The 26,232-nt window shown below is 72.0% G+C and carries 26 protein-coding genes; 13 read left to right on the forward strand and 13 right to left on the reverse strand.

Going from position 1 to position 26,232, the window contains the following annotated elements:
• Nucleotides 1-33 precede the first annotated feature (33 nt).
• Nucleotides 34-1,614: an acyl-CoA mutase large subunit family protein gene (locus ACZ4SF_RS07490; protein WP_468379551.1), complete on the reverse strand. Its 1,581-nt coding sequence runs from the start codon at nucleotides 1,612-1,614 to the stop codon at nucleotides 34-36.
• A gap of 79 nt (nucleotides 1,615-1,693) precedes the next feature.
• Between ACZ4SF_RS07490 and ACZ4SF_RS07495 the strand changes: the two genes are divergently transcribed.
• A complete protein-coding gene (locus tag ACZ4SF_RS07495) occupies nucleotides 1,694-2,506 on the forward strand; it encodes a L,D-transpeptidase family protein (RefSeq protein WP_468379553.1) in 813 nt (270 codons plus the stop codon).
• Nucleotides 2,507-3,222: 716 nt separating this feature from the next.
• Here ACZ4SF_RS07495 and ACZ4SF_RS07500 read toward each other — a convergent pair.
• The 8 genes from ACZ4SF_RS07500 to ACZ4SF_RS07535 form a co-directional block, all read right to left on the reverse strand.
• Nucleotides 3,223-4,428, reverse strand: coding sequence for a hypothetical protein (locus ACZ4SF_RS07500; RefSeq protein ID WP_468379556.1), 1,206 nt, complete (start codon nucleotides 4,426-4,428; stop codon nucleotides 3,223-3,225).
• Nucleotides 4,428-5,090, reverse strand: a complete 663-nt coding sequence (locus ACZ4SF_RS07505; protein ID WP_468379559.1) for an RNA polymerase sigma factor — start codon at nucleotides 5,088-5,090, stop codon at nucleotides 4,428-4,430. Before ACZ4SF_RS07505 ends, ACZ4SF_RS07500 begins: the two co-directional genes overlap by 1 nt.
• 594 nt (nucleotides 5,091-5,684) lie before the next feature.
• Complete coding sequence (locus tag ACZ4SF_RS07510; protein ID WP_468379561.1) at nucleotides 5,685-6,623, reverse strand: hypothetical protein; 939 nt, start codon at nucleotides 6,621-6,623, stop codon at nucleotides 5,685-5,687.
• Nucleotides 6,620-7,261, reverse strand: a complete 642-nt coding sequence (locus ACZ4SF_RS07515; protein ID WP_468379564.1) for an RNA polymerase sigma factor — start codon at nucleotides 7,259-7,261, stop codon at nucleotides 6,620-6,622. Before ACZ4SF_RS07515 ends, ACZ4SF_RS07510 begins: the two co-directional genes overlap by 4 nt.
• A gap of 373 nt (nucleotides 7,262-7,634) precedes the next feature.
• Entirely contained in the window at nucleotides 7,635-7,946 is a 312-nt protein-coding gene (locus ACZ4SF_RS07520) for a hypothetical protein (RefSeq protein ID WP_468380423.1), read from the reverse strand.
• A gap of 221 nt (nucleotides 7,947-8,167) precedes the next feature.
• Nucleotides 8,168-8,755 carry a hypothetical protein gene (locus ACZ4SF_RS07525; protein ID WP_468379567.1) on the reverse strand — a complete coding sequence of 196 codons (588 nt, stop codon included), beginning with the start codon at nucleotides 8,753-8,755 and terminating at the stop codon, nucleotides 8,168-8,170.
• A 92-nt stretch (nucleotides 8,756-8,847) separates the two neighbouring features.
• Nucleotides 8,848-9,552, reverse strand: coding sequence for a DUF4328 domain-containing protein (locus ACZ4SF_RS07530; protein ID WP_468379570.1), 705 nt, complete (start codon nucleotides 9,550-9,552; stop codon nucleotides 8,848-8,850).
• Nucleotides 9,553-9,714: 162 nt separating this feature from the next.
• Nucleotides 9,715-11,334 (reverse strand): beta-N-acetylhexosaminidase, encoded by a 1,620-nt coding sequence (locus ACZ4SF_RS07535; protein WP_468380426.1) that lies wholly within the window; start codon nucleotides 11,332-11,334, stop codon nucleotides 9,715-9,717.
• A 197-nt stretch (nucleotides 11,335-11,531) separates the two neighbouring features.
• Between ACZ4SF_RS07535 and ACZ4SF_RS07540 the strand changes: the two genes are divergently transcribed.
• The 10 genes from ACZ4SF_RS07540 to ACZ4SF_RS07585 all read left to right on the forward strand — a co-directional run bounded on the left by ACZ4SF_RS07540 (nucleotide 11,532) and on the right by ACZ4SF_RS07585 (nucleotide 19,490).
• Nucleotides 11,532-12,080, forward strand: a complete 549-nt coding sequence (locus ACZ4SF_RS07540) for a 2-oxo-4-hydroxy-4-carboxy-5-ureidoimidazoline decarboxylase (RefSeq protein WP_468379573.1) — start codon at nucleotides 11,532-11,534, stop codon at nucleotides 12,078-12,080.
• Nucleotides 12,081-12,271: 191 nt separating this feature from the next.
• Nucleotides 12,272-12,652 carry a succinate dehydrogenase, cytochrome b556 subunit gene (gene sdhC, locus ACZ4SF_RS07545; RefSeq protein ID WP_468379575.1) on the forward strand — a complete coding sequence of 127 codons (381 nt, stop codon included), beginning with the start codon at nucleotides 12,272-12,274 and terminating at the stop codon, nucleotides 12,650-12,652.
• A gap of 5 nt (nucleotides 12,653-12,657) precedes the next feature.
• The gene (locus ACZ4SF_RS07550; RefSeq protein ID WP_468379578.1) at nucleotides 12,658-13,140 is read left to right on the forward strand and encodes a succinate dehydrogenase hydrophobic membrane anchor subunit; all 483 of its coding nucleotides are present in this window, start codon (nucleotides 12,658-12,660) and stop codon (nucleotides 13,138-13,140) included.
• 19 nt (nucleotides 13,141-13,159) lie between these two features.
• Entirely contained in the window at nucleotides 13,160-14,914 is a 1,755-nt protein-coding gene (gene sdhA, locus ACZ4SF_RS07555; protein WP_468379581.1) for a succinate dehydrogenase flavoprotein subunit, read from the forward strand.
• Nucleotides 14,914-15,693, forward strand: a complete 780-nt coding sequence (locus ACZ4SF_RS07560; protein ID WP_468379583.1) for a succinate dehydrogenase iron-sulfur subunit — start codon at nucleotides 14,914-14,916, stop codon at nucleotides 15,691-15,693. The genes sdhA and ACZ4SF_RS07560 overlap by 1 nt, the downstream gene beginning before the upstream one ends.
• 125 nt (nucleotides 15,694-15,818) lie before the next feature.
• Nucleotides 15,819-17,186 (forward strand): FG-GAP and VCBS repeat-containing protein, encoded by a 1,368-nt coding sequence (locus ACZ4SF_RS07565; protein WP_468379586.1) that lies wholly within the window; start codon nucleotides 15,819-15,821, stop codon nucleotides 17,184-17,186.
• Between the two features lie 90 nt (nucleotides 17,187-17,276).
• The gene (locus tag ACZ4SF_RS07570; RefSeq protein ID WP_468379589.1) at nucleotides 17,277-17,687 is read left to right on the forward strand and encodes a VOC family protein; all 411 of its coding nucleotides are present in this window, start codon (nucleotides 17,277-17,279) and stop codon (nucleotides 17,685-17,687) included.
• Between the two features lie 131 nt (nucleotides 17,688-17,818).
• The gene (locus tag ACZ4SF_RS07575) at nucleotides 17,819-18,226 is read left to right on the forward strand and encodes a hypothetical protein (protein ID WP_468379592.1); all 408 of its coding nucleotides are present in this window, start codon (nucleotides 17,819-17,821) and stop codon (nucleotides 18,224-18,226) included.
• Nucleotides 18,227-18,231: 5 nt separating this feature from the next.
• The gene (locus ACZ4SF_RS07580) at nucleotides 18,232-18,741 is read left to right on the forward strand and encodes a thiol-disulfide oxidoreductase DCC family protein (protein WP_468380429.1); all 510 of its coding nucleotides are present in this window, start codon (nucleotides 18,232-18,234) and stop codon (nucleotides 18,739-18,741) included.
• An 11-nt stretch (nucleotides 18,742-18,752) separates the two neighbouring features.
• Complete coding sequence (locus ACZ4SF_RS07585; protein WP_468379595.1) at nucleotides 18,753-19,490, forward strand: TetR/AcrR family transcriptional regulator; 738 nt, start codon at nucleotides 18,753-18,755, stop codon at nucleotides 19,488-19,490.
• Here ACZ4SF_RS07585 and ACZ4SF_RS07590 read toward each other — a convergent pair whose 3' ends face one another.
• The 3 genes from ACZ4SF_RS07590 to ACZ4SF_RS07600 form a co-directional block, all read right to left on the reverse strand.
• Nucleotides 19,491-21,050: an ABC transporter substrate-binding protein gene (locus ACZ4SF_RS07590; RefSeq protein ID WP_468379598.1), complete on the reverse strand. Its 1,560-nt coding sequence runs from the start codon at nucleotides 21,048-21,050 to the stop codon at nucleotides 19,491-19,493.
• A 199-nt stretch (nucleotides 21,051-21,249) separates the two neighbouring features.
• Nucleotides 21,250-22,755, reverse strand: coding sequence for a metallophosphoesterase (locus ACZ4SF_RS07595; RefSeq protein ID WP_468379600.1), 1,506 nt, complete (start codon nucleotides 22,753-22,755; stop codon nucleotides 21,250-21,252).
• Between the two features lie 15 nt (nucleotides 22,756-22,770).
• Nucleotides 22,771-23,010, reverse strand: coding sequence for an SCO4848 family membrane protein (locus ACZ4SF_RS07600; protein WP_356818531.1), 240 nt, complete (start codon nucleotides 23,008-23,010; stop codon nucleotides 22,771-22,773).
• 172 nt (nucleotides 23,011-23,182) lie between these two features.
• Here ACZ4SF_RS07600 and ACZ4SF_RS07605 point away from each other — a divergent pair, with 172 nt between their 5' ends.
• Nucleotides 23,183-24,415: a D-alanyl-D-alanine carboxypeptidase family protein gene (locus tag ACZ4SF_RS07605; RefSeq protein WP_468379605.1), complete on the forward strand. Its 1,233-nt coding sequence runs from the start codon at nucleotides 23,183-23,185 to the stop codon at nucleotides 24,413-24,415.
• Here the strand turns inward: ACZ4SF_RS07605 and ACZ4SF_RS07610 are convergent.
• Nucleotides 24,363-25,271: a YihY/virulence factor BrkB family protein gene (locus tag ACZ4SF_RS07610; protein ID WP_468379608.1), complete on the reverse strand. Its 909-nt coding sequence runs from the start codon at nucleotides 25,269-25,271 to the stop codon at nucleotides 24,363-24,365. The genes ACZ4SF_RS07605 and ACZ4SF_RS07610 overlap by 53 nt on opposite strands.
• 85 nt (nucleotides 25,272-25,356) lie before the next feature.
• Here ACZ4SF_RS07610 and ACZ4SF_RS07615 point away from each other — a divergent pair, with 85 nt between their 5' ends.
• Nucleotides 25,357-26,124, forward strand: a complete 768-nt coding sequence (locus ACZ4SF_RS07615) for a decaprenylphospho-beta-D-erythro-pentofuranosid-2-ulose 2-reductase (RefSeq protein ID WP_468379611.1) — start codon at nucleotides 25,357-25,359, stop codon at nucleotides 26,122-26,124.
• Nucleotides 26,125-26,232: the final 108 nt, after the last annotated feature.

Genomic DNA, 26,232 nt, shown 5'->3' on the forward strand with positions numbered 1-26,232 from the left:
CGCCGTCCACGAAGCGGATCCGGAAGCCGGGACTCAGAAGGCGTCGCTCGGCACGTGGCTCCCCCAGACCTCCCGGAGCGCGTTGCACACCTCCCCCACCGTCGCCCGCCCCCGCAACGCGTCCTTCATCGGATACAGGACGTTGTCCCCGCCCTCGGCCGCCTTCCGCAACGCGTCCAGTGCCCCGGCCACCGCCCCCTGGTCGCGCCCGGCCCGCAACTCGGCCAGGCGCTGCGCCTGCCGGGCCTCGATGGCCGGGTCGACGCGCAGGGGCTCGTACGGCTCCTCCTCGTCCAGCTGGAAGCGGTTCACCCCGACGACCACACGCTCCCCGCAGTCCGTCTCCTGCGCGATCCGGTAGGCGTTCTTCTCGATCTCCGCCTTCTGGAAGCCCCCCTCGATCGCCGCGACCGCCCCGCCCAGGTCCTCGACCCTGCGCATCAGGTCGACGGCCGCCTCCTCCACGTCGTCGGTCAGCTTCTCCACGGCGTAGGAGCCCGCGAAGGGGTCGACGGTCGCCGTCACGTCGGTCTCGTACGCCAGCACCTGCTGCGTACGCAGCGCCAGCCGCGCACTCTTGTCGGTCGGCAGGGCGATCGCCTCGTCGAAGGAGTTGGTGTGCAGGGACTGGGTGCCGCCCAGCACGGCACCGAGGGCCTGCACCGCGACCCGGACCAGGTTCACCTCCGGCTGCTGGGCCGTCAGCTGGACCCCCGCCGTCTGGGTGTGGAAGCGCAGCATCAGGGACTTCGGGTTCCGCGCGCCGAAGTCCTCCTTCATCACCCGCGCCCAGATCCTGCGCGCCGCGCGGAACTTGGCGACCTCCTCCAGCAGCGTCGTACGGGCCACGAAGAAGAAGGACAGGCGCGGGGCGAAGTCGTCCACGTCCATGCCGGCCGCGACCGCCGTACGGACGTACTCGATGCCGTCGGCGAGGGTGAACGCGATCTCCTGCGCCGGGGACGCGCCCGCCTCCGCCATGTGGTAGCCGGAGATCGAGATCGTGTTCCACCTCGGGATCTCGGCGGTGCAGTACTTGAAGATGTCGGCGGTCAGCCGCAGCGACGGCTTCGGCGGGAAGATGTACGTGCCCCGCGCGATGTACTCCTTCAGCACGTCGTTCTGGATCGTGCCGGTCAGCCGGTCAGCCGCCACTCCCTGTTCCTCCGCGACCAGCTGGTACAGCAGCAGGAGCAGTGCGGCCGGCGCGTTGATCGTCATCGACGTCGACACCCGGTCCAGCGGGATGCCGCCGAACAGCACCCGCATGTCCTCGACGGAGTCGATCGCCACGCCCACCTTGCCGACCTCGCCGTGCGCGAGGGGCGCGTCGGAGTCGTGGCCCATCTGCGTGGGCAGGTCGAAGGCGACGGACAGTCCGGTGGTGCCGTGGGCGATCAGCTGCCGGTAACGGGCGTTGGACTCGGCGGCCGTGCCGAAGCCGGCGTACTGGCGCATGGTCCACGGGCGGCCCGTGTACATGGTCGGGTACACCCCGCGGGTGTACGGATACGCGCCCGGTGCGCCCAGCTTGCGCTCCGGGTCCCAGCCGGTCAGGTCGGCGGGCCCGTAGACCGGCTCGACCGGCAGCCCCGACTCCGACTCACGTGCCATGGATGCCTCCGCAGTACGAGCAGTACTCCTCACCATGCCCCGTAGTTCGCCGGCGGTCACGCGGGGAAGCATCCCGGGCATGAGGATCCCGGGGAGACCTGTCGCTCTGCTCGCCTCGACCGCCGCGCTCGCCGCGCTCTGCGGGTGCACCGTGCAGCCGGCGGACGCCGACGGCAAACACGGCCTGCCGGTGCACGTGGAGCTGCCCGGGAGCCGTGCTCCCGCATCCGCCCCGACGGCACCGGCCGCCTCACCGGCGCCGCAGGTCCTGTGGTCGCGCGGGGACAGCGGTGCGGGGGTGCGGGAGCTGCAGGCCCGGCTGCGTCAGGTCGCCTGGCTCCTCGACGGGCCGACGGGCACGTACGACGATGCCACCGTGCAGGCGGTCACGGGCTTCCAGGGCAAGCGCGGCCTGCCGCGGACCGGCGAACTGGACACCGTCACCTGGCAGCGGCTGCTGGCCATGACGCACGAGCCGGGCCGGTGGGAGCTGTACCTGATGGGCGGCCAGCCGGCTGCCGCGCCGGACCCGCGCTGTCTGACCGGACGGGTGCTGTGCATCAGCAAGACCGGCCGGACCCTGCGCTGGATGGTCGACGGCCGGACGCTGACCACCCTGGCCGTGCGCTTCGGCACGCAGTACACACCCACCCGGGAGGGTGTGTTCCACGTCTACTGGAAGTCACGGCACCATGTGTCGACCCTCTATAACGCGCCGATGCCGTACGCGATGTTCTTCAGCGGCGGCCAGGCGGTGCACTACTCGTACGACTTCGCGGCGCGCGGTTACGCGGGCGGCTCGCACGGCTGCGTGAACGTGCGGGACGAGACGGCGATCGCGGGGCTCTTCGCGCAGGTGCGGGTCGGCGACAAGGTCGTCGTGTACCGGTGAGGAGCGGGGCGAGAGTGCAGTGAGCGGGGCGGGGGGGGGGGGGGGGGGGGGGGGGGCGGTGGGGGGGGGGGGGGGGGGGGGGGGGGGGGGGGGGGGGGGGGAAGGGGAAACCCCCCCCCCCCCCCCGCCAGGTGCACGAGCCGTGGGTACGGGGGGAACCCCGGCTCAGTGCGATGGCCGATGACCAGTCGGCTCACTCAGTACTGCGTCGGAGGCTTCAGAAACGTCACACCTCTCACCGAAAAATTTCCGCCCCGCACAAAGCTGCAGGTCAGCGGGGTGGTGGGGACGGAGGGGCGGCGCGGTCAGGGCGCGCCGGGGGCCGGGGGCCGGGTCCAGGCACAAGGGGTTGAGTGGCGGAGCTGCCATGCACAGGAAGGGGCGGCGGGTCGGCGGCAGTCTGCCGGCCGGAGGAGTGTCACCGGCCCTGAAACGGGAGCAGGGTCGGCGGCAGTCTGCCGGTCGCGGGAGTGTCACCGGCCCCGGGACGGGAGCAGGGTCGCCAGCCGGGGCGGTGGAGGAGGCGGGTGGCCGGGGTGGGTGGAGGGGGGCGGACGGCCGGGGTGAGTCAGAGTGCGGTGTACGTCGGGTACGGGGCCGGGCGCGAGTGGTTCTGGCCCGGGCGGGCGGGATGGGTGGTGAAGGCGGAGGGAGCGGGTGCGGCGGCACCGTGATGCCGGCTGTCCTGGCCGCCACGCCTACCGGAGTTGCCGCCGCTAGCCGGAGTGGCCGCCCCTGCCGGAGTGGCCGCCCCCGCCCTCGCCGCCGCTACCGGAGTGGCCGTCCTTGCCGCCGCCCCTGCCCGAGTGGCCGTCCTTGCCGCCGCCCCCGCCGGAGTGGCCGCCCCTGCCCGAGTGGCCGTGCTTGCCGCCCCCGCCGGAGTGGCCGCCCCTGCCGCCCCCGCCGGAGTGGCCGTCCTTGCCGCCGCCCCTGCCCGAGTGGCCGCCCCTGCCCCCGCCTTGGTGTCTGCCCTCGCCCCTGTCGCCCTTGCCCTTGCCGTCCTCGTCCTTGTCGCCCTTGTCGTTCTTGTCCTTGCCGCCCTTGCCCTGCCCCGTGCCGGTGTCGTCCTCGCCGCCGGTCTTTCCGCCGTTCGCGGTGCCGGAGTCGGCGTTCGCCAGCAGGACCCTGCAGAACTTGGTCACCCGGGCTGAGCCGCCCGCCAGGTTCTCCAGCGCGCGCCTGCGGCCCGCGTCCAGCCCCTTGCCGTCCCGGAGAACCCGGCAGGCCTCGGCGGCACCACGCCACCCGGTGCCGGGCGCGGCGGAGGGCGCTCCGGACCCGGGCACGGCACCCGCGCGCGTGTCCTCGTCCGGTCCGGCGGCCTCGTCGGAGGTGTCGCCGCGACTCGTTCCGGGGTTGCTGCCCGGCGTGCCCGTGCCGGTCCCGTCGCCGGGTGTGGCCTGCGGGGACGGCGAGGCGAGCGGCTGTCCGGTGTTCGCGTCGGTGGTGACGGAGGCCGTGGGGCCGGGGTGCTCCTCGCCGAACGGCGTGGGCAGCACTCCGCTGCCGGCGGCCATGGCGACTCCGCCGAGCGTGCCCACGGCCACCGCAGCGGCGAGCGCGAGACGCACCGGTCGGGCCCAGTGGGGGCGCCGGGCCCGGATTCCGCTACGGTCCGGGGCACCGATGCGGACCAGGCCCGCGTCGGCTCGGGGTACCGGGGCGGGGGCAGCACCGGAGGCGCGGGCGGCGGCCGGCTCGGCGGCGGCCGCCTCGCGGGCCTTGCGGAACGCGGCCAGGGCGGCCTGCTCCCCGGGGAGTTCGCCGATGGCGGGGGCTGCCTCCGCGGACAGCGCGCCGAGCGCCTGGGAGAGGCGTTCGGCCTGGTCACGAGCAGAGGGGTCGACGGCTTCCAGCGGCTCACCGCGCAACAGACGTTCAGCCGTATCACGGTTCAGCCACTTGTACTGCTCGTCGGCCATCACATGTCCTTCTGCGTCCGCGCACGCGTATGCGTCACAGTTGCGGACGTCGCCGCTCCTCGGCGCGGTTCTCGCTGGGCGGGGAGGGCGTCGAGCCCGCCCGCCGATTCCGGATCGGCGCCGATCAGCTCCGCGAGCCGCTTCAGACCGCGGTGTGCGGCGGTGCGGACGGCGCCCGCGCGTTTGCCGAGCGTCTCGGCGGCGGTCTTGGCGTCCAGGCCCACCACCACGCGCAGGACGACCGCCTCGGCCTGGTCCTGCGGGAGCCGGGCGATCAGGGAGAGGGTGCTGTCGGTGGCCAGGGCCTCGATGGCCTCGCCGGCGGTGTCGGACTCGGCGGCCCGGCCGGTCAGCTCCGTCTCGTCGCCACCGATGGCGGGACGGCGGCCCCGCATGCGTATGTGGTCGAGGGCGCGGTTGCGGGCGATCCGGGCGGCCCAGCCGCGGAACCGGTCGGCGTCGCCGCTGAACCGGTCCAGATCCCGGGCGATCTGCAACCAGGCCTCGGACGCGACGTCCTCCGCGTCCGGATCTCCGACCAGTGTGCGTACATAGCCCAGCAGCCGGGGATGCACCGCGCGGTACACCGCACGGAACGCGGTCTCATCACCGGTCTGTGCCGCACGCACCGCGGCGGTCAGCTCCGCGTCGTCCCCCAGCACCGCACTCCCTTTACGCCTGTCTTCGGTCGGCGCGAAAGGCACGTTACGGCGTGAAACCGTTCGCCGTCCATGTCTGTAGAAGATGCAACTAACTCGTGACCGGGTTCGGATGTGCACAGGGTGAGGTTCGGGCGTGGCCGGGTGTGACAGAAACCGCACTCATGGCGCTGAAGAAAGTACGGGCCGCGCGCGGCCCGTCCGCGCGACGGCCGGGGCCTCTCCTGTGGGGGGTGGCGGCCCCGGCCGTTGCCTAGGTCTACCGCTCTGACCTGGGGCGATGCGCGTCATCGGTGACGAACCCGGTCAGCGCGTGACCGACCGGTCGGGCGCCTCACGTGAGGCTGTCCAGCCCGATGCGCCGAGCCGTCCCGGCCGCCGGCTTGCCGGCCCCTCCGGCACGGCGTTCACCGTACTGGGCCATGGCGCAGCCCGGTGAGCGGTGCCTCACGCTGGCGGAAACCATGGTGCTCCAGCCCGGCTACGCGGGCCAGATCGTCTCGGGCGCGCTGCGCGTCGGCGAGCCGGTGACCGTGCTTCCGTCCGGCCGCACCAGCACCGAGGACCGGCCCGGCACTCGGCACCCGCCCCCGGCACCTATCGCTTGCCGGCCGGCTTCCCGTCGCTCGCCCCTGCGCCGGGTGCTTTCTCGTCGCCCTGCCCCGGCTTGACTCCCGTACGACCCGGTTCGCGGCTTCCGCCCTTGTCCTCACCCTTGCCGCTTTTGCGGCTTTCGCCGGATTCATCGGTCTTGCCGGTGTCCTTGCCCGGTGCCTGTGCCAGGCGGGCCGCGCAGTAGGCCCTCACCTTTACCGGGCCGCCCGCCGCCGTGACGAGCCGCTGCCAGGCCGTCGCGTCCAGGGCTCCGCCCCGGTCCCCGGCGCGGACGTAGGTGCGGCAGTGGGCCAGGGTGTCCCGGGCGGTGGCCGGGTGCCCGGGGTGCGGGGAGCGGCCGGCGGAGGCGGTGTCCGACGGCCCGGCTTCGGCACCGTCGGCCGCGGCGCCGCCGGGGGCGCGCCGCGTGTCCGCCGTCGGATGGGCGGGGGACGTGGTGTCCCGGCCCGCCTCGGTGCCGGACCCGGCGGAGCCGATCACGGCGACGGCGACCCCGCCCAGCGTGAGGCTCGCCAGCGCCAGTGCGAGCGTGGTCCGCAGGCGGCGGGTGCGCCGCGGTCGCGCGGGGCGCCAGTCGTCCCGGGCGCGGGTGCGCCCGGCGCGGGCTCCGGCGGCGCGCGCGGCCCGGAAGGCGGCCACCGCGCTGCGCTCGGCCTCGGGGTCGACGACCGCGGGGCGCAGCGCGGCGCCGATCCGCGTCTCCAGGTCGAGTACGCCACCGGACGTACCGGCCCGCTCCGGTGCGGAGACGGTGCCGCCAGGGTGCGCGCGCCGGCGGCCGGGCAGCCCCTCGCCGCTGTGCCGTTCACCCATGTCCGTTCCGTCCTCGTTGCTCTCCGCCAGAGATGCATGCGCCTGTTGCCGCGCGCCGGGTGCGGCTGCTGCCGCGTACGTATACGTGCCGCGCGCCGGGGCGTTCATCCCGACTCCCCCAGCGTCGGCGGATCGCCATCCGTCACACCTGTGGTGCCGTCACCGCCCGGTGCCTGGGCGCCGAGCTGCCGGGCCAGACGGCGCAGTCCCCGGTACGCGGCGGTGCGGACCGCACCGGGGCGCTTGCCGAGAACCCGCGCGGCGGCCGGGCCGTCGAGGCCCACGACCACCCGGAGCAGTACCGCCTCGGCCTGGTCCCGGGGCAGCGCACGCACCAGCTCCAGCGCATGTGCGGTGGCCAGGGACTCCAGGGCCTGGTCGTGGGTGCTGTGCCGGCCGGGCAGCTCCAGGGCGTCCTGTTCGAGCTGCGCCGCCCGGGGCCGTACCCGCTGGCGGCGCAGATGGTCCAGGGCACGGTGCCGGGCGATGGTCGCGGTCCAGCCGCGGAATCCGGCGCCGTCGCCACGGAACCGGCCGAGGTCCCGGGCTATCTCCAGCCAGGCGTCGGAGGCGACGTCCTCCGCGTCCTCGCCGACCATGCCGCGCAGATAGCCGAGCAGGCCGGGCTGCACGATCCGGTAGGCCACCGCGAAGGCGGTCTCGTCACCGTCCTGGGCCCGCGCGACGGCCGCGCCCAGCTCCCCGTCCCGCGGCTGCGGGCGCCGGGGTTCCCCTCCCTGGCCCAAGACCGTCCTCGTTCGTGCCGAGTTCCTGGCCACTGCGTGGCGCCTGCCGCACGGTCCGACACGCTCCGGCCGTGTCGCCGCCCTCCACGATCATCAGCGCCGGCCCGGACCGAAGTGTCACAGCCGAGCAGACGGGACCCCGGGCGGCGCCGGTCAACGGCGGACGGTGACATCCCTGCCGAGCAGGACAGCCCCCGGGCCGAACCGGTCAACCGCGGGCGGTGGCGTCACGGCCGAACAGACGGGACCCCCGGCCGAACCGGTCAACCGCGGACGGCGACACCCCTGCCGAGCAGACAGGACCCCCGGGCCGAACGGTCAACCGCGGACGGCGACATCCCTGCCGAGCAGGCCAACCCCCGGGCCGAACCGGTCAACCGCAGGCCGTGGCGTCACGGCAGAGCAGGCGGAGCGAGCCGTGGCCGTCGAAGCAGCGGCGGGCCTCTTCCAGGGGATCCCAGAGCCGGCCGTCGGGGGTGCGCACCCAGTGGTCGCCGCCGGTGGCCCACCACTCGGCGCCGGTCTGGCGGACGATCACCTCGCCGGCGTAGGCGCCGAAGCCGCGCAGCACGCTCTCGACGGCCGCGTACGGCGGCTCCTCGCGGCGGATCTCCTCGATCATCCGGTCGACCCGCCACAGACTCTGTGCGGAGTAGTCGAGCCGGACCCGGGCCCCCTCGCGCATGGTCGCCACGGCGTCCGCCGCCCACCGCGCGGGCTTCACCGCGGCATGTGGTCTCGTCTCCCGCTGTGCCGTCGCGTACGGGCCTGTCGCATGGGCTGTCACATCGGCTGTCACATAGGAAAGAGCGAGCCGGACGGGACTTCCGTCACTCGGATCCGAAGCGTTCGGCCGAACGTCGCAGGACCACCCCACGGTCACCGCAGGACGCTCACAGGATTGCCTCAGGCCCCCGGTTCCGCGGCGCTGCGTGCCCGGCGGGAGACCACCGCGCGCAGCACACGGCGGCCCTCGACCGACACGTCCAGCGCCCGGCGCAGGCCGTTCACACCGTGCCCGGCCAGGAGTTCCAGCACCGCGGCCTGGCGGCGCAGCTCGGCCGCGACCAGCGGAGGCAGGCCCGCCGTGTCCCCCGTCCGCCCGGCGTCGAGGCCGTCCGGGCCCGTGGCGCCGTCCGCGGCCGGGTCGAGCAGCCGGTGAATCCGCAGCGAGGCGACGGAGCAGGCGTCGGCCCAGGGCCGCACCGCGTCGGCGGCGCGTTCGGCCGGGGCCGCGTCCAGCATGCGGCGGGCGAGCCGCACGGCCTCGTCGCCGGCAGGCTCGGCCGAATCGCCGGGCTCGCCGGAGCCGAGCGCTGCCCGGGCCTTCTCCAGGCCCGTGCCCCAGCCGGAGCCGTCGGCGAGGCTCGCCCACAGCGGCCGGAGCAGCTCGTCGTCGCCGCCGAGCAGCGGCAGGCACCGGTCCAAACAAGCCAACCCGCTGGCGGCCAGTCCGCGTTCGTCGGCCTGTGCGATCAGTTCCACCAGGCTCATGAATGCCTCCCTCGCCGGGGCGCCAACCGGTACGGAGCCCGCACTTCCCCTTACTGCGTGCAACGGCTCGCGAGTGTCACTGCCATCGGCTTTCAGCCAAGAACCGGGGCCGGCACAGGACCCTCGAGGGCCCGCTGGTGCTGCATCCGGGTGATCTTGAGGACGACGAGGACGGCCAGGACGGCCGCCACGATGTCGAGCACGTCCGCGAAGAGCATCTGCCGGGCGGCGTCCCGGATCTCGGCGGCGGTCTCGGCCCGCGCGGACATCCGCGCCGCCACCCGGCCGGCGAGGAGGGAGACGATCCACAGTGTCCACCAGGAGTTGACGAGGGCGTGGCCGGGGCGCTTGGCCCAGGCGGCGCTGGAGTCCCAGATGTCGAGGACGATGCGGCGCGGGAACCACAGGTTCACGATCGGGCAGAACCAGCCGCCGATCGTCCAGCCGCGCGACTTGCTGTGCCCGCCCGGGTTGAACACCTCGGCGTTCACCCGCACCCGCCACACCCAGCACAGGTACACGATCATCGTGGCGAGCAGGGCGACCGTCTGCACCACGCCGGCGGCGCTGTAGAAGGTGTCGGCGCGGTCGGCCCGGTCGATGATGCCGGCGCCGGTGACGCCGTCGGCGAGGTCGCCGGCGACGTCGATCTCGCCGATGCCGGCCCAGACGGCGAACAGGTCCGTGGCGATGACCAGCCCGAGCAGCGCGGCGGTGGCCCGGCCGAGGCCCACCGGCGGACGCAGGACGGGACCGGGCACCACGGGCAGGGGCGGCGCGGGCATGGGTGAGGTCATGAAGAGTTCCCCCCGGAACGGCAAGTGGTGATGCGAAGGGCGTCCGGCTCTTGGCGAGCGGAACGCGCGAACACCGGAACTTACGTCGAGGGGGGCCCTGCGTCCACTCCGATTCCCAGCCCGGCCGGGCCCGCGAGCCGCTCAGCCCGGCCGGTCCGACGCTCAGCCCAGCCGGTCCGCGAGCTTTGTGAATTCCGCCCACGACAGGGCCGGCTCGCCCGGGTCCCACAGCTTCTGCACGGTGGCCCGCAGCGGCATCCTGATCCCGGCGGCCACCTGCTCTTCCGTCTGGGCGTTCGGGAAGTCGCCCCACACGGCGAACGTCCCGCCGAGGATCTGCCCGTCGTGGCGCGCCGGCACAGCGGTCGTGCCGCGCAGCACCCGCGGGTTCCACTGCTCGTAGATGCGCTGTCCCGTCGGATAGACGAAGGTCTGCGGCTGCCCGAGCACGTAGTACAGGAACTCGTCGTTGTAGTTGATGACCTTCCGCCCCGCGCTCAGGTACTCGTCCGGCGGGCGGGCACCGATCTCCTTGCCGGTCCAGTAGGCGACCTGGAGGTCCTCGGCGGGCTGCACGGAGGTGCCACGGAGGAAACCGTCGTTCCAGGCCCGCATCGTCCTGTCGTGGGCGCGGACGGTGTCGGCGCGGTCGTTGAGCCAGCCGGTCGCGAGGTCGGCGACCGTGCCGCCGGCGCCGTACTTCTCCCGGGCCGCGGCCGCCAGCTGCGGATACGAGGCCTGCGGGTCCTTCACGGTCAGCGCCTGGTACTCGTCCCCGCCCAGGTGCCACTGATTCCCGGTGAAGAGCCCCGTGTACTCGTTCAGCAGGTCGTCGACGATCTTCGCGGAGGCGTCCTTGGAGATGTCGATGGCTCCCCTGGTGGCGACCCCGCTCGCGTTGCGCAGCTGCAGATCGGGGTGGGCGGCGATGACGGCCCCCAGGTGCCCCGGCGAGTCGATCTCCGGTACGACGGTGATGTGCCGGCTGTTCGCGAGGTCCACGATCTTCTTGACCTGCGCCGTGCTCAGGTGCTCCGGGGAGACGATCTCCGGGTGCGTGGTGGACTCGATCCGGAAGGCCTGGTCGTCGGAGAAGTGCAGCCCCAGCTCGTTGAACTTCAGGTCCCCCAGCTCGCGTATCCGGTCCTCTATCCAGCTCTCGCCGAACGGCTTGCGCGCGATGTCCAGCATGAACCCGCGCACCGGCTTGGCGGGCTCGTCCCGTACGACGCCCTCCGGTGCCGTGCCACCGCCGTGGACCTCCTGCTTCAGGGTGCGGGTGCCGTAGAAGACCCCGGCCTCGCCGGGGCCGCTGATGTCGACCCGCCCGCCGCGGACGGTCATGGTGTAGGACTCCGCGTTGCCGCCCCCGCCGAGCGCGAGCCGTACGTCACCGGCCCCGGCGTCGTTCTTCACGCCCGCGTAGGTCAGCCCCAGTTCTCCGGCGGTCAGCCGCCCCTCGTCGGCCAGCCCGGCGTCGCTCACCACCACCCGGCCGCCGGCTTGCGGCTTCCAGCCCGGTCCGCGCTCCGGGGTGTGGGAGCGCACCGCGGGTATCGTGCGCGGCGCCTGCGAGAGCGGGTACGGCCGGCTCGGCGCGGGGCTTGCCGACGGTGTCCCGGGCTCGGCAGGATCGGCGCCGGGCACGCGGCCGGACGACCGCCGTGCGCTCTCCTCCCGCTTCCCCTCGCCCCCGTCCGCCGCGGCCCACACGCCGACGCCCGTGCCGAGCGCGACCGCGCCGACGACCGCGGCGGCCACCGCCGCCCGCTTCCGTATCACCTGCCGCGCCGTGCCCCGACGCCTGGGCCTGTGCTGGGTCACCCAGTCAACGTACGTCCGATCGCCCGCTCATCCGTCATCGAGGCGTTCTGAAACTCTCCCATCCGAGTGAAAATTCGGGCATCGCTCGGACACACCAGGAACACTCTCGATAACCTGACGACACACCTTTCACAGCATCCCCTGGCACGCCACATGTGACGCGAGGACCCACGCTGCCCGCCCACCGTCTCCCGTACCTCCCCACGCCCCTCGACGCCTTCAACACCGCTTCGGACGACGAGGCCCGCACCCTCCTCCTGTGCTGCCTGCACAGCCTGCGCTGGTCCCTGCGGATCGCGGACCACCGCCCCTACCCCGACCTGGACGCGCTGCTGGCCGCGGCGGACGAGGCGGCGTACGACCTCTCCCCGGCCGATCTCGGGGAGGCTCTCGCGGGCGAGTCCCTCCCCGAGCTGCCGGAGGACACGTACTCGGCGGCCCACATGGCTCTGGGTGCGGCGCACGCCGCGTACGAGGCCAGATTCGGACACGCGTTCGTCATCTATCTGGGTGATGTGCCGCCGTACGAGGTCATCGACCGCATTCTGGAGGCGATCCGATCACGATTGGCGAACGATCCGGAGGAGGAGCGCGTCATAGCGGCGGAAGAACTCCGGCGTCTCGCGAAAGGCAGGCTGGCGGCCGTTCTGAGAGGCGCAGGGAATCGCGCGACCAGCCACAACGCCGCAGCACCGGGCACATGACGGGGCACCCGCCCCCGGATGCCGCCTCGGCTAGCCCAACCGCGTGCCAATTTGATCACACAGGTAGGCCCCCCGTAAGGCACAGCGCAGCGCCTCGCTACGATGCTGGGGGCCGGTGGACCGTACCCGGCCGGGCCCGACCGACAGTGAAGCCGGCGCGGCCCTAGTCCCCGCTCCCGGAGGGTTCTTCCGTGCCGGCTGGAACGCTGTACCGCGGCCGGGAAGGAATGTGGTCGTGGGTGGCTCATCGAGTCACCGGTGTCCTCATCTTCTTCTTCCTGTTCGTTCATGTGCTGGACACCGCTCTCGTGCGTGTCTCCCCCGAGGACTACGACAAGGTCGTAGCCACGTACAAGACGCCGATCGTCGCGCTGCTGGAGTACGGCCTCGTCGCCGCCATCCTCTTCCACGCGCTCAACGGCCTGCGTGTCATCGCCGTCGACTTCTGGTCGAAGGGCCCGCGCTACCAGAAGCAGATGTTCTGGTCCGTGATGATCGTCTGGATCATCCTGATGGGCTGCGCGATCTACCCCGTCCTCGGCCACGCCTACCGTGCCCTCTTTGGGAGCTGACGCCGATGTCCACGACTGAAACCGCGGCCTCCGGAGTCGGCCCCGTCGAGGGTGCCCCCGTCTACACCGTCGACAACCCTGCCCCGCTGATCGAGGCACCCCGCAAGCGGACCAAGAAGTCCCCGAAGTCGACCCGGGGCAACTTCGAGCTGGCGGCCTGGCTGTTCATGCGCCTGTCCGGCATCGTGCTGGTCGTCCTCGTCATCGGCCACCTGCTGATCCAGCTCGTGCTGGACGGCGGCGTCTCCAAGATCGGCTTCGCCTTCGTGGCCGGCCGCTGGGCGTCCCCGTTCTGGCAGGTCTGGGACCTGCTGATGCTGTGGCTCGCCATGCTGCACGGCGCCAACGGTCTGCGCACGGTCATCAACGACTACGCCGAGCGGCCGAACAGCCGGCTGTGGCTCAAGGGCCTGCTCTACACCGCCACGGTGTTCACCATCCTGCTCGGCACGCTGGTGATCTTCACCTTCGACCCGAACATCCGCTAGGCACGGGGCTGCGAGAATCATGAAGATCCACAAGTACGACACCGTCATCGTCGGCGCCGGCGGCGCGGGCATGCGTGCCGCCATCGAGGCGACGAAGCGCAGCCGCACCGCGGTCCTGACCAAGCTCTACCCCACCCGCTCCCACACGGGCGCCGCGCAGGGCGGCATGGCCGCCGCGCTGGCCAACGTGGAGGAGGACAACTGGGAGTGGCACACCTTCGACACGGTCAAGGGCGGTGACTACCTGGTCGACCAGGACGCCGCCGAGATCCTGGCGAAGGAGGCCATCGACGCCGTCCTCGACCTGGAGAAGATGGGCCTGCCGTTCAACCGGACCCCGGACGGCACCATCGACCAGCGCCGCTTCGGCGGCCACTCCCGCAACCACGGCGAGGCCCCGGTCCGCCGGTCCTGCTACGCCGCGGACCGCACCGGCCACATGATCCTCCAGACGCTGTACCAGAACTGCGTCAAGGAGGGCGTGGAGTTCTTCAACGAGTTCTACGTCCTCGACCAGCTGATCACCGAGGTCGACGGCGTCAAGAAGTCGTCCGGTGTGGTGGCGTACGAGCTGGCCACCGGCGAGATCCACGTCTTCCAGGCGAAGGCCGTGATCTACGCCTCCGGCGGCACCGGCAAGTTCTTCAAGGTGACCTCCAACGCGCACACCCTCACCGGTGACGGCCAGGCCGCCGTCTACCGCCGGGGCCTGCCGCTGGAGGACATGGAGTTCTTCCAGTTCCACCCGACCGGCATCTGGCGCATGGGCATCCTCCTCACTGAGGGTGCGCGCGGTGAGGGCGGCATCCTCCGCAACAAGGACGGCGAGCGCTTCATGGAGAAGTACGCGCCCGTCATGAAGGACCTCGCCTCCCGTGACGTCGTCTCCCGCTCCATCTACACGGAGATCCGCGAGGGCCGCGGCTGCGGTCCCGAGGGCGACCACGTCTACCTGGACCTGACCCACCTGCCGCCGGAGCAGCTGGACGCCAAGCTCCCGGACATCACCGAGTTCGCGCGTACGTACCTCGGCATCGAGCCGTACACGGACCCGATCCCGATCCAGCCGACCGCGCACTACGCGATGGGCGGCATCCCGACGAACGTCGAGGGTGAGGTCCTGGCGGACAACACCACGGTCGTCCCGGGTCTGTACGCGGCCGGCGAGGTCGCCTGCGTGTCGGTGCACGGCGCCAACCGCCTCGGCACCAACTCGCTGCTGGACATCAACGTGTTCGGCCGCCGCGCGGGCATCGCCGCCGCCGAGTACTCGGCGAAGGCCGACTACGTGGAGCTGCCGGAGAACCCGGCGTCCTTCGTCGTCGAGCAGATCGAGCGGCTGCGCACCTCCACCGGCAACGAGCGGGTCGCGACCCTGCGCCGTGAGCTGCAGGAGACCATGGACGCCAACGTCATGGTGTTCCGCACCGAGCAGACGATCAAGACGGCCGTCGAGAAGATCGCCGAGCTGCGCGAGCGCTACAAGAACGTGGCGATCCAGGACAAGGGCAAGCGGTTCAACACGGACCTCCTCGAGGCGATCGAGCTGGGCAACCTGCTCGACCTGGCCGAGGTCATGGCCGTCTCGGCCCTGGCCCGCAAGGAGTCCCGCGGCGGTCACTACCGCGAGGACTTCCCGAACCGCGACGACGTCAACTTCATGCGCCACACCATGGCGTACCGCGAGGTCGGCGCCGACGGCTCGGAAACCGTCCGTCTCGACTACAAGCCGGTCGTCCAGACCCGCTACCAGCCGATGGAGCGTAAGTACTGATGGCTACCCCTGTTCTGGACAAGGCGGACGCGGCCGGCCAGCCCGAGCCCGGCTTCGCCGACTCCCCCTACATCACGGTCACCTTCCGGGTCCGCCGGTTCAACCCGGAGGTCTCGGCGGAGGCCGCCTGGGAAGACTTCCAGCTGGAGATCGACCCCAAGGAGCGTGTCCTCGACGGCCTCCACAAGATCAAGTGGGACATCGACGGCACCCTCACCTTCCGCCGCTCGTGCGCGCACGGCATCTGCGGCTCGGACGCGATGCGGATCAACGGCAAGAACCGCCTTGCCTGCAAGACGCTGATCAAGGACATCAACCCCGAGAAGCCGATCACGATCGAGCCCATCAAGGGCCTGACGGTCCTGAAGGACCTGGTCGTGGACATGGAGCCGTTCTTCCAGGCCTACCGGGACGTCATGCCGTTCCTGGTCACCAAGGACACGAACGAGCCGACCCGCGAGCGGCTGCAGTCCGCCGAGGACCGCGAGCGCTTCGACGACACGACGAAGTGCATCCTCTGCGCCGCCTGCACCTCCTCCTGCCCGGTGTTCTGGAACGACGGCCAGTACTTCGGTCCGGCCGCGATCGTGAACGCCCACCGCTTCATCTTCGACTCGCGTGACGAGGCGGGCGAGCAGCGCCTGGAGATCCTCAACGACCGCGACGGCGTGTGGCGCTGCCGCACGACCTTCAACTGCACGGACGCCTGCCCGCGCGGTATCGAGGTCACGAAGGCGATCCAGGAAGTGAAGCGCGCGCTGATCACGCGCCGCTACTGATCCGCGGTACGCCTGCGGCACGTGGGCCCCGCCTCCCGGAACGACGATCCGGGAGGCGGGGCCCACGCCGTACAACTGTCCGGGGCTGCCGGGTGTCTTCTGTGTGCACGCGATCAAGGAGACACATGCGCACCCACAGAAAGCTCGCCGTGGCGACGGCCACGGCGCTCTCGCTCACCGGTGGACTGGTCGCCCTCACGGCCGGGACGGCGACCGCGGTCACGCCCGCCAAGTACGCCGACGACTTCAACGGCGACGGGTACCGGGACTACGCCTCCGGCTGGGGCGGTGAGGTCACCGTCACCTACGGCACGGCCACCGGGCCGGGCCCGAAGACGGTCCGGTTCACGCAGGACAGCCCCAACATCCCGGGCAAGGCCGGCGACGCGGGGGGCTACGCCGACGGGTTCGGCGACCAGGTGGCGAACGCCGACTTCAACCGCGACGGGTACGCCGACCTCGCCGTCGCCGACCGCAGCGAGAAGGTCGGTACGAAGGCCGGGGCCGGCGCGGTCACCATCCTGTGGGGTGCCGAGGCGGGCCTCGGCGCGAAGGCCACGCGCATCCCGGCCAAGTCCACGACCGCGTTCGGTGCGGCCCTCGCCTCCGGTGACTTCAACGGCGACGGAAAGCCGGACCTGGCCGTCACCGACGTCACGGGCACCCTCTTCGTGTACCGGGGCGGCTTCTCGCAGTCCGGTACGACGGGCAGCGTCACCAGGCTGGAGGTCAGCCCCAGCGGCGCCGAGGTGCTGGAGCCGACCGCGATCGTCGCCGGCAAGGTGAACAAGGACCAGGCCACCGACCTCTATGTGATCGGCCAGGGCTACAAGAACGGCAAGATGACGCAGGCCGCCTGGTTCGTGCAGGGCGGCTCCACCGTCAAGCGCGGCAAGTACACGACGTACAACTCCTCGCAGCCGGACTTCTCCTCCACCGGGGTGATCGCCGACTTCGACAAGAACGGTTACGGGGACCTGGCCGTCAGCGACAAGCCGTACAACAAGGGCGCCGGGTCCGTGCTGGTGCTGCGCGGCGGTGCGAGCGGCCCGGCCACCTCCTACCGCATCTCCCAGTCCACCTCCGGCGTGGCAACCGCGGCCACCGCGAACGACTGGTTCGGCTACTCCCTCTCCGCCGGCGACACCAACCGCGACGGCTACCCGGACCTCGCGGTCGGCGTGCCCGAGGAGGAGTCCGGCTCGGTCCACAACGCGGGCGGCGTGCACGTCCTGCGGGGCGGCAGGAGCGGCCTGACCGGTACCGGCTCCCAGTGGTTCACCCGGGCCTCGGCGGGCGTGCCGGGCAGCGCCACGGAGGACGAGCGGGTCGGTCTGTTCGTCCGGCTGCGCGACTTCGACCGGGACGGCGACGCGGACCTGCTGACGTCCGGCGACCTCTACCGCGCCGGCCTGCTGCTGCGCGCGACCGCCTCCGGCATCACCACCAGCGGCGCGTCGCAGCCCGACCTGGACCCGAACTTCCCGCAGTAGACACTGCTGCCGGGTCCACCGCAGAGCCCCACCGGAGTCGCTCCGGTGGGGCTCCTCGCATCCGGGCACAAGGACTCTTAATCTGACGACATGTCAGACGAAGAGTCGTACGAACTGCTCGGCTTCGACAACGTGCTGCTCCCCGTCGGCGACCTCGGCGAGGCGGTCGCCTTCTACGAGCGGGCCGGGTTCACCGTGGCGTTCCGGTTCGACGAGGCCGGGATCGCACTGCTGAAGGTCGGCGGGGAGACGCCGGGCATCCTGCTGCGCACCGAGGAGGAGTTGCGGCACCGGCCGCCCGCCTGGCCGTCGCCGCGCATCTGGGTGGAGGTGCCGGACGCGCGGGCGGCGGCGCGGAAGCTGGCCGCCGCGGGCATCGAGCCCCTGGACGAGGTGTTCCAGGCCGCCACCGGCTGGACCGTGGAGGCCGCCGACCCCTGGGGCAACATCCTGGGCTTCACCGACTACACCAAGCGCCCGGAACTGGGCCGCAGGGACTGAGCCCCGAGCCGCCGGGACTGCGCCTGCTCCTCAGCCGGAGCCCGCCCCTCGGCTTTGAGTTGAACACGTTCAAATATAGGTCTACAGTCATCCCTGTCAGCGTTTTGAACGCGTTCAAGAAGGGGTGGGGCATGGACCGCACCGTCATCGCCTACGTCATCTACCTGGTCGTCAGCATCGCGCTGACCATCTGGGTGGCCCGTACGCTCAGCCGCAACGGCCGGATCTTCCTCGCCGACGTCCTGCACGGCAACGAGAAGCTCGCGGACGCCGTCAACCACCTCCTGGTGGTCGGGTTCTACCTCGTCAACCTCGGCTTCGTGGCCCTCTACCTGAGCGACGACAAGACGATCGAGGACACCCGCGGCATCTTCGAGGCCCTGTCGACCAAGCTGGGGGTGGTCCTGCTGGTGCTCGGCGTGATGCACCTGGGCAACGTGTACGTGCTCAACAAGATCCGCCGGCGCGGGGTGATGGAGCGGGAGCAGCGGCCCCCGGTCACCCCGCAGCAGTGGATCGCCCCGACGGCCGGCGCGTGACCGCGATGACCGCCGCGACCGGCACACAGGACCGGGACGCCGCGGGCGCCCCGGTCCGGGGGCTGACCGTCCTGTACGACGCCGAGTGCGCCCTGTGCACCCATCTGCGCGACTGGCTGTCCCGGCAGCCGCAGCTGGTGCCGCTGGAACTGGTTCCTGCGGGCTCCGCCGGGGCCCGCGCCCGCTTCCCGGGGCTCGACCACTCCGCCACCCTCGACGAGGTCACCGTCGTCGGCGACGCCGGGCAGGTCTACCGGGGTCCGCGCGCCTGGATCGTCGTCCTCTGGGCGCTGCGCGAGCACCGGCCGCTCGCCCACAAGCTCGCCACCCCGGCCGGCGCCAGGCTGGCCCGGGGGGCCGTGCTCGCCGCCGCCAAGTGGCGCGAGACGCGGTGGCGGGGCACGCAGTGGGGCGGCCAGGCGTACCGGCGGCCCGACGGCTGGTCCTACCACCCGGGCACCGGCTGGACGTTCGAGCCGCCGTCCTGTTCCGGGCCCGCCTGCACCACTGGTTAGGCTCTTCTACCGTGCCCGCGAAGAACGACGGCCCCGAGGCCGGCCCCCAGAGCAGCAAGTCCGAGCAGACCCGTGCGCTGATCCTGGAGACCGCGATGCGGTTGTTCCAGGAGCGGGGGTACGACAAGACGACCATGCGGGCCATCGCCAAGGAGGCCGGGGTCTCCGTCGGCAACGCCTACTACTACTTCGAGGGCAAGGAACACCTGATCCAGGGCTTCTACGACCGGATCGCCGCCGAGCACCAGGCGGCGGTCCGGACGGTCCTGGACCGGGAGACCGAGCTGGAGGCGCGGCTCGCGGGCGTACTGACCGCATGGCTGGACATCGCCCGGCCGTACCACGAGTTCGCGGTCCAGTTCTTCAAGAACGCCGCCGACCCCGACAGCCCGCTCAGCCCCTTCTCGCCGGAGAGCGAGCACGCGCGCGAGCAGGCGATCAGCGTCCACCGGGAGGTCCTGGCCGGCTCCAAGTCCAAGGTGGCCCCCGAACTGCGGGACATCCTGCCCGAGCTGATGTGGCTCTCCCAGATGGGCCTGGTCCTGTACTGGGTCTTCGACCGCACGGAGAACCGTGAGCGCAGCTACCGGCTGGCCAAGCGCGGAGCCCGGCTCACCGCCCGGGGCGTCTCCCTGGCCCGCTTCCGGGTCCTGCGCCCGCTGGTCATGGAGGTCCACGAACTGTTCACGGACTTCCTGCCGGGGATGACGAAGGCGCTGCCCGATCCGGGACGGGGGCGGGGCGAGTGATCAGATCCAGTTCAGCCGCCACAGCCGGAACACGCCCGTGCCGTCCGTCAGGTACTGGCCGCCGCCCACGTCCTCGGAGCTGACCACGTACTCCTTGCGCTGCCACAGCGGGAGCAGCGGGACGTCCCGGGCCACGGTGGTCTCGATGTCGCGGAAGTCGTTCGCGGCCCGGCTGCGGTCGGCGAACTGCCGGCTGTCCAGGATGAGGTGGTCGACCAGCTTGTTGCTGTACCCGGTGCTCATCGTGGAGCCGGTGCCGACGAGCGGGGCGCCGAAGGTGTCCGGGTCGGGATAGTCGGCCACCCAGCCGACCGCCCACGCGTCCATCTTCCCGGCGGCCCAGCGCTTTTGGAAGTCGGTCCACTCGTAGCCCTTGACGTCCACCTTGAACAGGCCGCTCGCCTCCAGCTGCCTCTTCAGCTCCGCAGCCTCCTCCGCGCCCGCGCCCCGGCCGATGCCGTAGCCGAAGGTGAAGCGCACCGGCAGGCTCACCCCGGCATCCGTGAGCAGCGCGCGCGCCTTCCCGGCGCTCGGCGCCGGGTAGGTGTCGAAGAACGACGTGGTGTGCCCGGTGATGCCGGTCGGGATCAGCGAGTAGAGCGGGTCGACGGTGCCCTCGTAGACCGTCGCGGCCAGCCGCTCGCGATCGACCAGCCAGGCCATCGCGCGGCGCACCCGTGCATCGTGCAGCGGGGAGCCGGAACGGGTGTCGAAGTACAGGTTGCGGGTCTCGGAGCTGTCGGACTCGGTGACCCGCTGCCCGGGATCGCTCGGGTTCAGCGCGGACAGCACCTTCGGCGGCAGCGTACGGGTGGCGACGTCGACCTGCCGGCCCTTCCAGGCGCGGTCCAGCTTCCCGGAGTCGGCGTAGTAGCGCAGCTCGACCGGGCGGCCGGTGCCGCTCAGACAGCCCTTGTAGTTCTCGTTCGGCGCGAGGTCGGCCTTCCGGTCCTTGGTGTACGCCGTCAGCGTGTACGGCCCGGTGCCGTCGACCGCGGCGTCCTCGCGCAGGCTGCGGGCCGGGTACTTGTCCTTGTCCACGATCGAGCCGGCGCCGGTGGCGACCTTCAGCGGGAAGGTGGCGTCCGAGGACGACAGATGGAAGGTGACGGTGTGCTCGTCGTCGGCGGACACCGCGGCGAGCGTGCCGAACAGGGACGCCGGGCCGACATCGGAGTCGATCTTCTTGACGCGCTCGTAGGAGTACTTCACGTCCTCGGCCGTCATCTCGCGCCCGCTCGGGAAGGTGATCCCGGAACGCAGCGTGCACCGGTACGTCTTCAGGCCGCTGCCCTCGAACGCGCAGCCCTGCGCCGCGTCCGGGACCGGCTCGGTGCCGCCCGGCTCGAACGTCAGCAGCGACTGGAACACGTTGCTGAACAGCGCCCAGGAACCGGCGTCGTAGGCGCCCGCCGGGTCGAGTGCGGTGACGGCGTCCGTCGTACCGACGGTGATGGTCTTGTCCCCGTTGCCCTGCGACGACAGCAGCTGCCGGCCGCCGATCCCCACAACGGCGAGCACGAGCAACGTCACGAGAATCCGCATGCGAACAGATCGCATGGTGATGCCCTCCCCAGGCCCGTCAAGGCCCTACCCCTGGCCCAGCACGAATCGGCCACTCCCCTAAAGTGACGCGGCTCACCCAATCACACCGCTTTCACCCGGGGGAAGGGCTTTCTGACCTGTTGGGGAAGAACTCACCGAGACGTTGCTTCCGGTCGGTTTTCACAGCTCCTTCACAGCCGTGGGACCGGTCCCGTCACGCGCGCGTGGCGGCCAGTTCGATCACCGTCACGTCCGACGGCGCGCCCACGCGCGTGGGCGGGCCCCAGGCTCCGGCGCCCCGGCTGACGTACAACTGCGTGTCGCCGTAGCGTTCCAGGCCGGCGACCGTCGGGTTGGCCGCGGCGGCGAGGAGGCTGCCGGGCCAGAGCTGGCCGCCGTGGGTGTGGCCGGAGAGCTGGAGGTCGACGCCGTGCCGGACGGCCTCGTGGATCTGCACCGGCTGGTGGGCGAGCAGTACGCACGCGCGTGCCGGGTCCCGGTCGCCGAGCGCCCTGCCGAAGTCCGGGCCCTGCCCCTCGCTCTCGCCCTGCAGGTCGTTCACGCCGGCCAGGTCGAAGGACGGCAGTTCGGTGCGGGCGTTCAGGAGCGGGTGCAGGCCGAGACCGCGGACTTCTTCGACCCACTGTTCGGCACCGGAGAAGTACTCGTGGTTGCCGGTGACGAAGTACGCGCCGTGCCGGGCCCGGAGGCCGGCGAGGGGTTCGGCGGCGGGGCCCAGGTCCTTGACGCTGCCGTCGACCAGGTCGCCGACGACCGCGATCAGGTCGGGCTGGGTGGCGTTGACCGTGTCGACGACCTGCTGGGCGAAGCCACGGCCCAGGATCGGGCCCAGATGGATGTCGCTGACGACCGCGATACGGAAGCCGTGTGCGGCGCGGGGGAGTTTGGCCAGCGGGACGGTGAGGCGTTTCACGCGGGGGCCACGGAGGACTGCGTGGGTGCCGTAGCCGACGGTGGCTGCGGCGGCGGTCACTGCGGCGCCGGCGGCGAGGCGGGCGACGAAGAGGCGGCGGGTGGGGTCCTGGGCGGCCGGTGCCGCCGCTGACGTACCAGGGGGCTCCGCCCCCTGGACCCCCGTCCCTCGCCCACCCACCACCCGACCCTGTCGGCCGAGAGGTGAACCCACGGGGTTCCCGCTCGGTGCGTGGAGAGGCGAACCCACGGGGTTTCCGCTCGATGGGGCGAGAGGGGAACTGGTGGGCTTCCCGCCCGATGGGGCGAGAGGCGAACCGGCGGGCTTCCCGCCCGATGGGGCGAGAGGCGAACCCACGGGGTTCCCGCTCGGTGTGTCGAGAGGTGAATCGGCGGGGGGCTCGCCCGGTCGGGCGGGAGGTGGGGTCGTGGGGTTCTCGCCCGGTGGGGCGAGGGGTGGGACGGCTGGGCTCCGCAGGGCCCGGTGCAGCACGGGGCGTAGCACCTCTGTCGCGAGGACCGCCAGGAGGAGGTACAGGGAGAGGGCCAGCCACAGGAAGCCGGGCCAGGCCAGGGCGCGCTGGAGCCAGAAGGGGGCGCCGGTGCGTTCCGCGACGAGGGCCCCGACGGCCAGGAGCGGGCCCGCTGCGAACACCGCGGTGCCGGCGCGGCGGGCCGGGCCCGGGCCGCGCGTGGTGTCGCGGACCAGGCGCCGCCACACGTACCAGTGCAGGCCCACCACTGCGGCCAGGACGGCCAGGGCGACGAGCGCGAAGACGATGACCACCCCGACCGGTCCCCGCTATGACGTCCGGCGCAGTGCACGCAGTCCGCGCAACCCGATGACCCCGATGACCGTCCCCAATACGAAGGAGACGACCGCCAGCAGCAGGTGCACCCAGAAGTACGCGGTCGGGTGACCGTCGTCGAAGGCGAGCCCGCTGCTGTCCTTGACGAGGTTCTTGACGAAAGTGACCCAGATGACCCAGCTCCACACCCCGAAGGCGAGCAGGAACCAGGAGACCGGGCGGCTGAGTTTCACAGCGACGGACCTTTCCGAACAGCACCGGGCACCCGCAGGCGGCCGGGGGTCCCGGGGTTGCCCCCCGGGCGGGCACGGCATGGCACCAGTATCGCCGTCCCGTCCTCCGTTCCGTGTCGGGGGTGGGGCGGTGAGCGGGAGTGCACGGGCCGCTGCAGGTACGTTCTCGACCGTGCCCGCACCGAAGAAGACCGGCCGGCGATCCTTGCTGGTGACCTCCGCCACTCTGCTCTCCCTGTCCGTCACCGCGCCCGCCGCCCTCGCCGAGCCGACCCCTTCGACGAGCCCGTCGGCCACTCCCCCGGCCCGGATGTCGACCGTGGGCGGTGCCCGGCTCGGGCAGCCGGGCACGCAGGTCAATCTCGCCCCCGGTGTCCCGGTGCTGCCCAAGGACCTCACCGCGCGTTCCTGGATCGTCTCCGACGCCGAGTCCGGCGAGGTGCTCGCCGCGCACAACGCGCACTGGCGGTTGCCCCCGGCGAGCACGCTGAAGATGCTGTTCGCCGACACCGTGCTGCCACGTTTCCCCAAGAGCACCACGCACAAGGTGGTGCCGTCCGACCTCGCGGGCATGGGCGCCGGCTCCAGCGTGGTCGGGACGAAGGAGGGCAGCACCTACTCCGTCCACGATCTGTGGCTGGGGGTCTTCCTGCGCTCGGGCAACGACGCCGTGCACGTGCTGGCCGCGATGAACGGCGGTGTCGAGCAGACCGTCGAGGACATGCAGGACCACGCCGAGGAGCTGCAGGCCCTGGACACGCACGTGGTCTCGCCCGACGGCTACGACGCGCCGGGGCAGGTGTCGTCGGCGTACGACCTGACACTGTTCGCCCGCTCCGGGCTGCAGAAGAAGGACTTCCGCGAGTACTGCTCGACCGTGCGGGCCAAGTTCGGGTCGGCGGAGATCCAGAACACCAACCGGCTGCTGAGCGGCGACCACGACGTCCCGGTCTACCAGGGCATCGCGGGCGTGAAGAACGGCAACACCACGCACGCGGGCGCCACCTTCACCGGGGTCGCCGAGCGGGGCGGCAAGGTGCTGCTGGTCACGGTGATGAATCCGGAGAAGCGCGAGCACAACGAGGTCTACAAGGAGACCGCCAAGCTGTTCGACTGGGGCTTCCAGGCGGTCGGCAAGGTCAACGCCGTGGGCGAGCTGGTGCCGCCGAAGAGTGCCGCGCCGGCCACCGGCCGGCCGGACCCCGGCGTGTCCGCCGAGCAGGCGGCCGGGACCGGGGCCGGTGCCAAGCCGGTGGCGGGCGCCACCGCCGAGTCCGGATCCAGCGGTGCGGGGATCGCCCTGGCCGTCGCGGGCGGACTGCTGGTGCTGCTCGGGGGCGGTGCGTTCCTGGTCAACCGCCGTTGGCCGCTACCGGATCTGATGCGCCGTCGGACGCGTCCGTGACCTCGGCCTCCTTGCTCGGCGTCGCCGTCCAGGAGGCGCAGAACAGGACCAGTTTGGCGGTGAAATTGATCCACAGCAGCAGCGCCACGGGGACACCGAACGCGCCGTACACGCTCTTCGCGGCGACGCCCTGGATGTAGCCGCTGAGCAGCAGCTTCAGCAGTTCGAAGCCGATCGCGCCGAGCAGCGCGGCCACCAGCAGGCGGCGGCGCTGCGGCTCGACGCCGGGCAGCAGGGTCAGGACGTAGAGCAGGACCAGGAAGTCGGCGAGGACGGCGACGGCGAACGCGGCGATCTGCAGCAGCAGGCTGCCCCAGCTCTGCTCGTCCAGGCCGATGTGCCGGGACAGCCAGCCGATGGCGGCCGAGGCGAGGGTGGACGCGGCGAGCGTGACCAGCAGGGCGCCGCCCAGGCCCAGCAGGATGCCGGCGTCCTTGGCCTTGTCGAGAACCGGGTTCTCCTCGTGGTCCGGCAGCTCCCACACCGCGCGCAGGCAGTCCCGCATCTGACCGACCCAGCCGATGCCCGTGAGCAGCAGCACGGCGCCCGCGATGACGCCGACGGTACCCGCGTTCTGCACCAGGGAGGTCAGGTCCAGCTGTTCGGAGAGGCCCGGGAACTGGTCGGCGATCCGGCGCTCGACGATCTTCTGGCGGGCGGGGCTGAGTGTGGCCGCGGTGATCGCGGCGGCCACGGTCAGCAGCGGGAACAGGGCCACGAAGCTGACGAACGTCATGGCGGCGGCCAGCCGGGTCCACTTCACCCGGTCCAGGCGCTCGTAACTCCGCCACGCGTGCGTGGCCGTCAACAAGGTGACGATCGGCCCGATGCCGGGAAGCCTCTTCAGCCAGTCCATGATCCGACTGTGCCCGCTGTGCGGGAGCGCCAACACCGCGTTTCTTCGCCAGAACGGTCATATGCGGGCGATACGGTCAGCTGTCATGAAGGATCCCACCGCACCGCCCACCGCACCGCCCCGGTCCCTGCTCGTCCTCGGCGGCACGTCCGAGATCGCGCTGGCCACCGCGCGCCGGCTGATCGCCCGCCGCGCCCGCACTGTGTGGCTGGCGGGCCGTCCCTCCCCCGCGCTGGAACAGGCCGCCGACGGCCTGCGCAGACTGGGCGCGGACGTGCGCACCGTCGCCTTCGACGCGCTCGCCCCCGAGTCCCACGAGACCGTACTCGGCAAGGTCTTCGCCGAGGGCACCATCGACCTGGTGCTGCTCGCCTTCGGCATCCTCGGCGACCAGGCCCACGACGAACGCGACCCGGTCCGCGCCGTGCAGGTCGCCCGGACCAACTACACCGGGGCCGTCTCGGCGGGCCTGGTCGCGGGCCGCGCGCTGCAGACCCAGGGCCACGGCTCCCTCGTCGTACTCTCCTCGACCGCGGCCGAACGCGCCCGCCGCACCGACTTCATCTACGGCTCCAGCAAGGCCGGCCTCGACACCTTCGCCCAGGGCCTCGGCGACGCCCTCCACGGCACCGGCGTCCATGTCATGGTCGTACGCCCCGGGTTCGTCCGGACGAGAAGGACGGCCGGTCGTGCCCGGCCACCGCTCGCCACGACCCCGGAGGCGGTGGCCACGGCGATCGAACTGGGCCTGCGCCGGCGCTCGGAGACTGTCTGGGTGCCGGGCGGACTACGGCTGCTCATGTCGGTACTGCGACACGCACCACGGCCACTGTTCAGGCGGCTTCCGCTGTAGTGCCCCGAAGGGGCGCGGGGAACGGCGCGAACAGCCACCACGGCGCCGCAGCCGAACCACGACCCGTTACGGCACGACCCGTTACGGCAAGACCCGTTACGGCACGAC

The organism is Streptomyces sp. NPDC027663 (assembly GCF_055566415.1).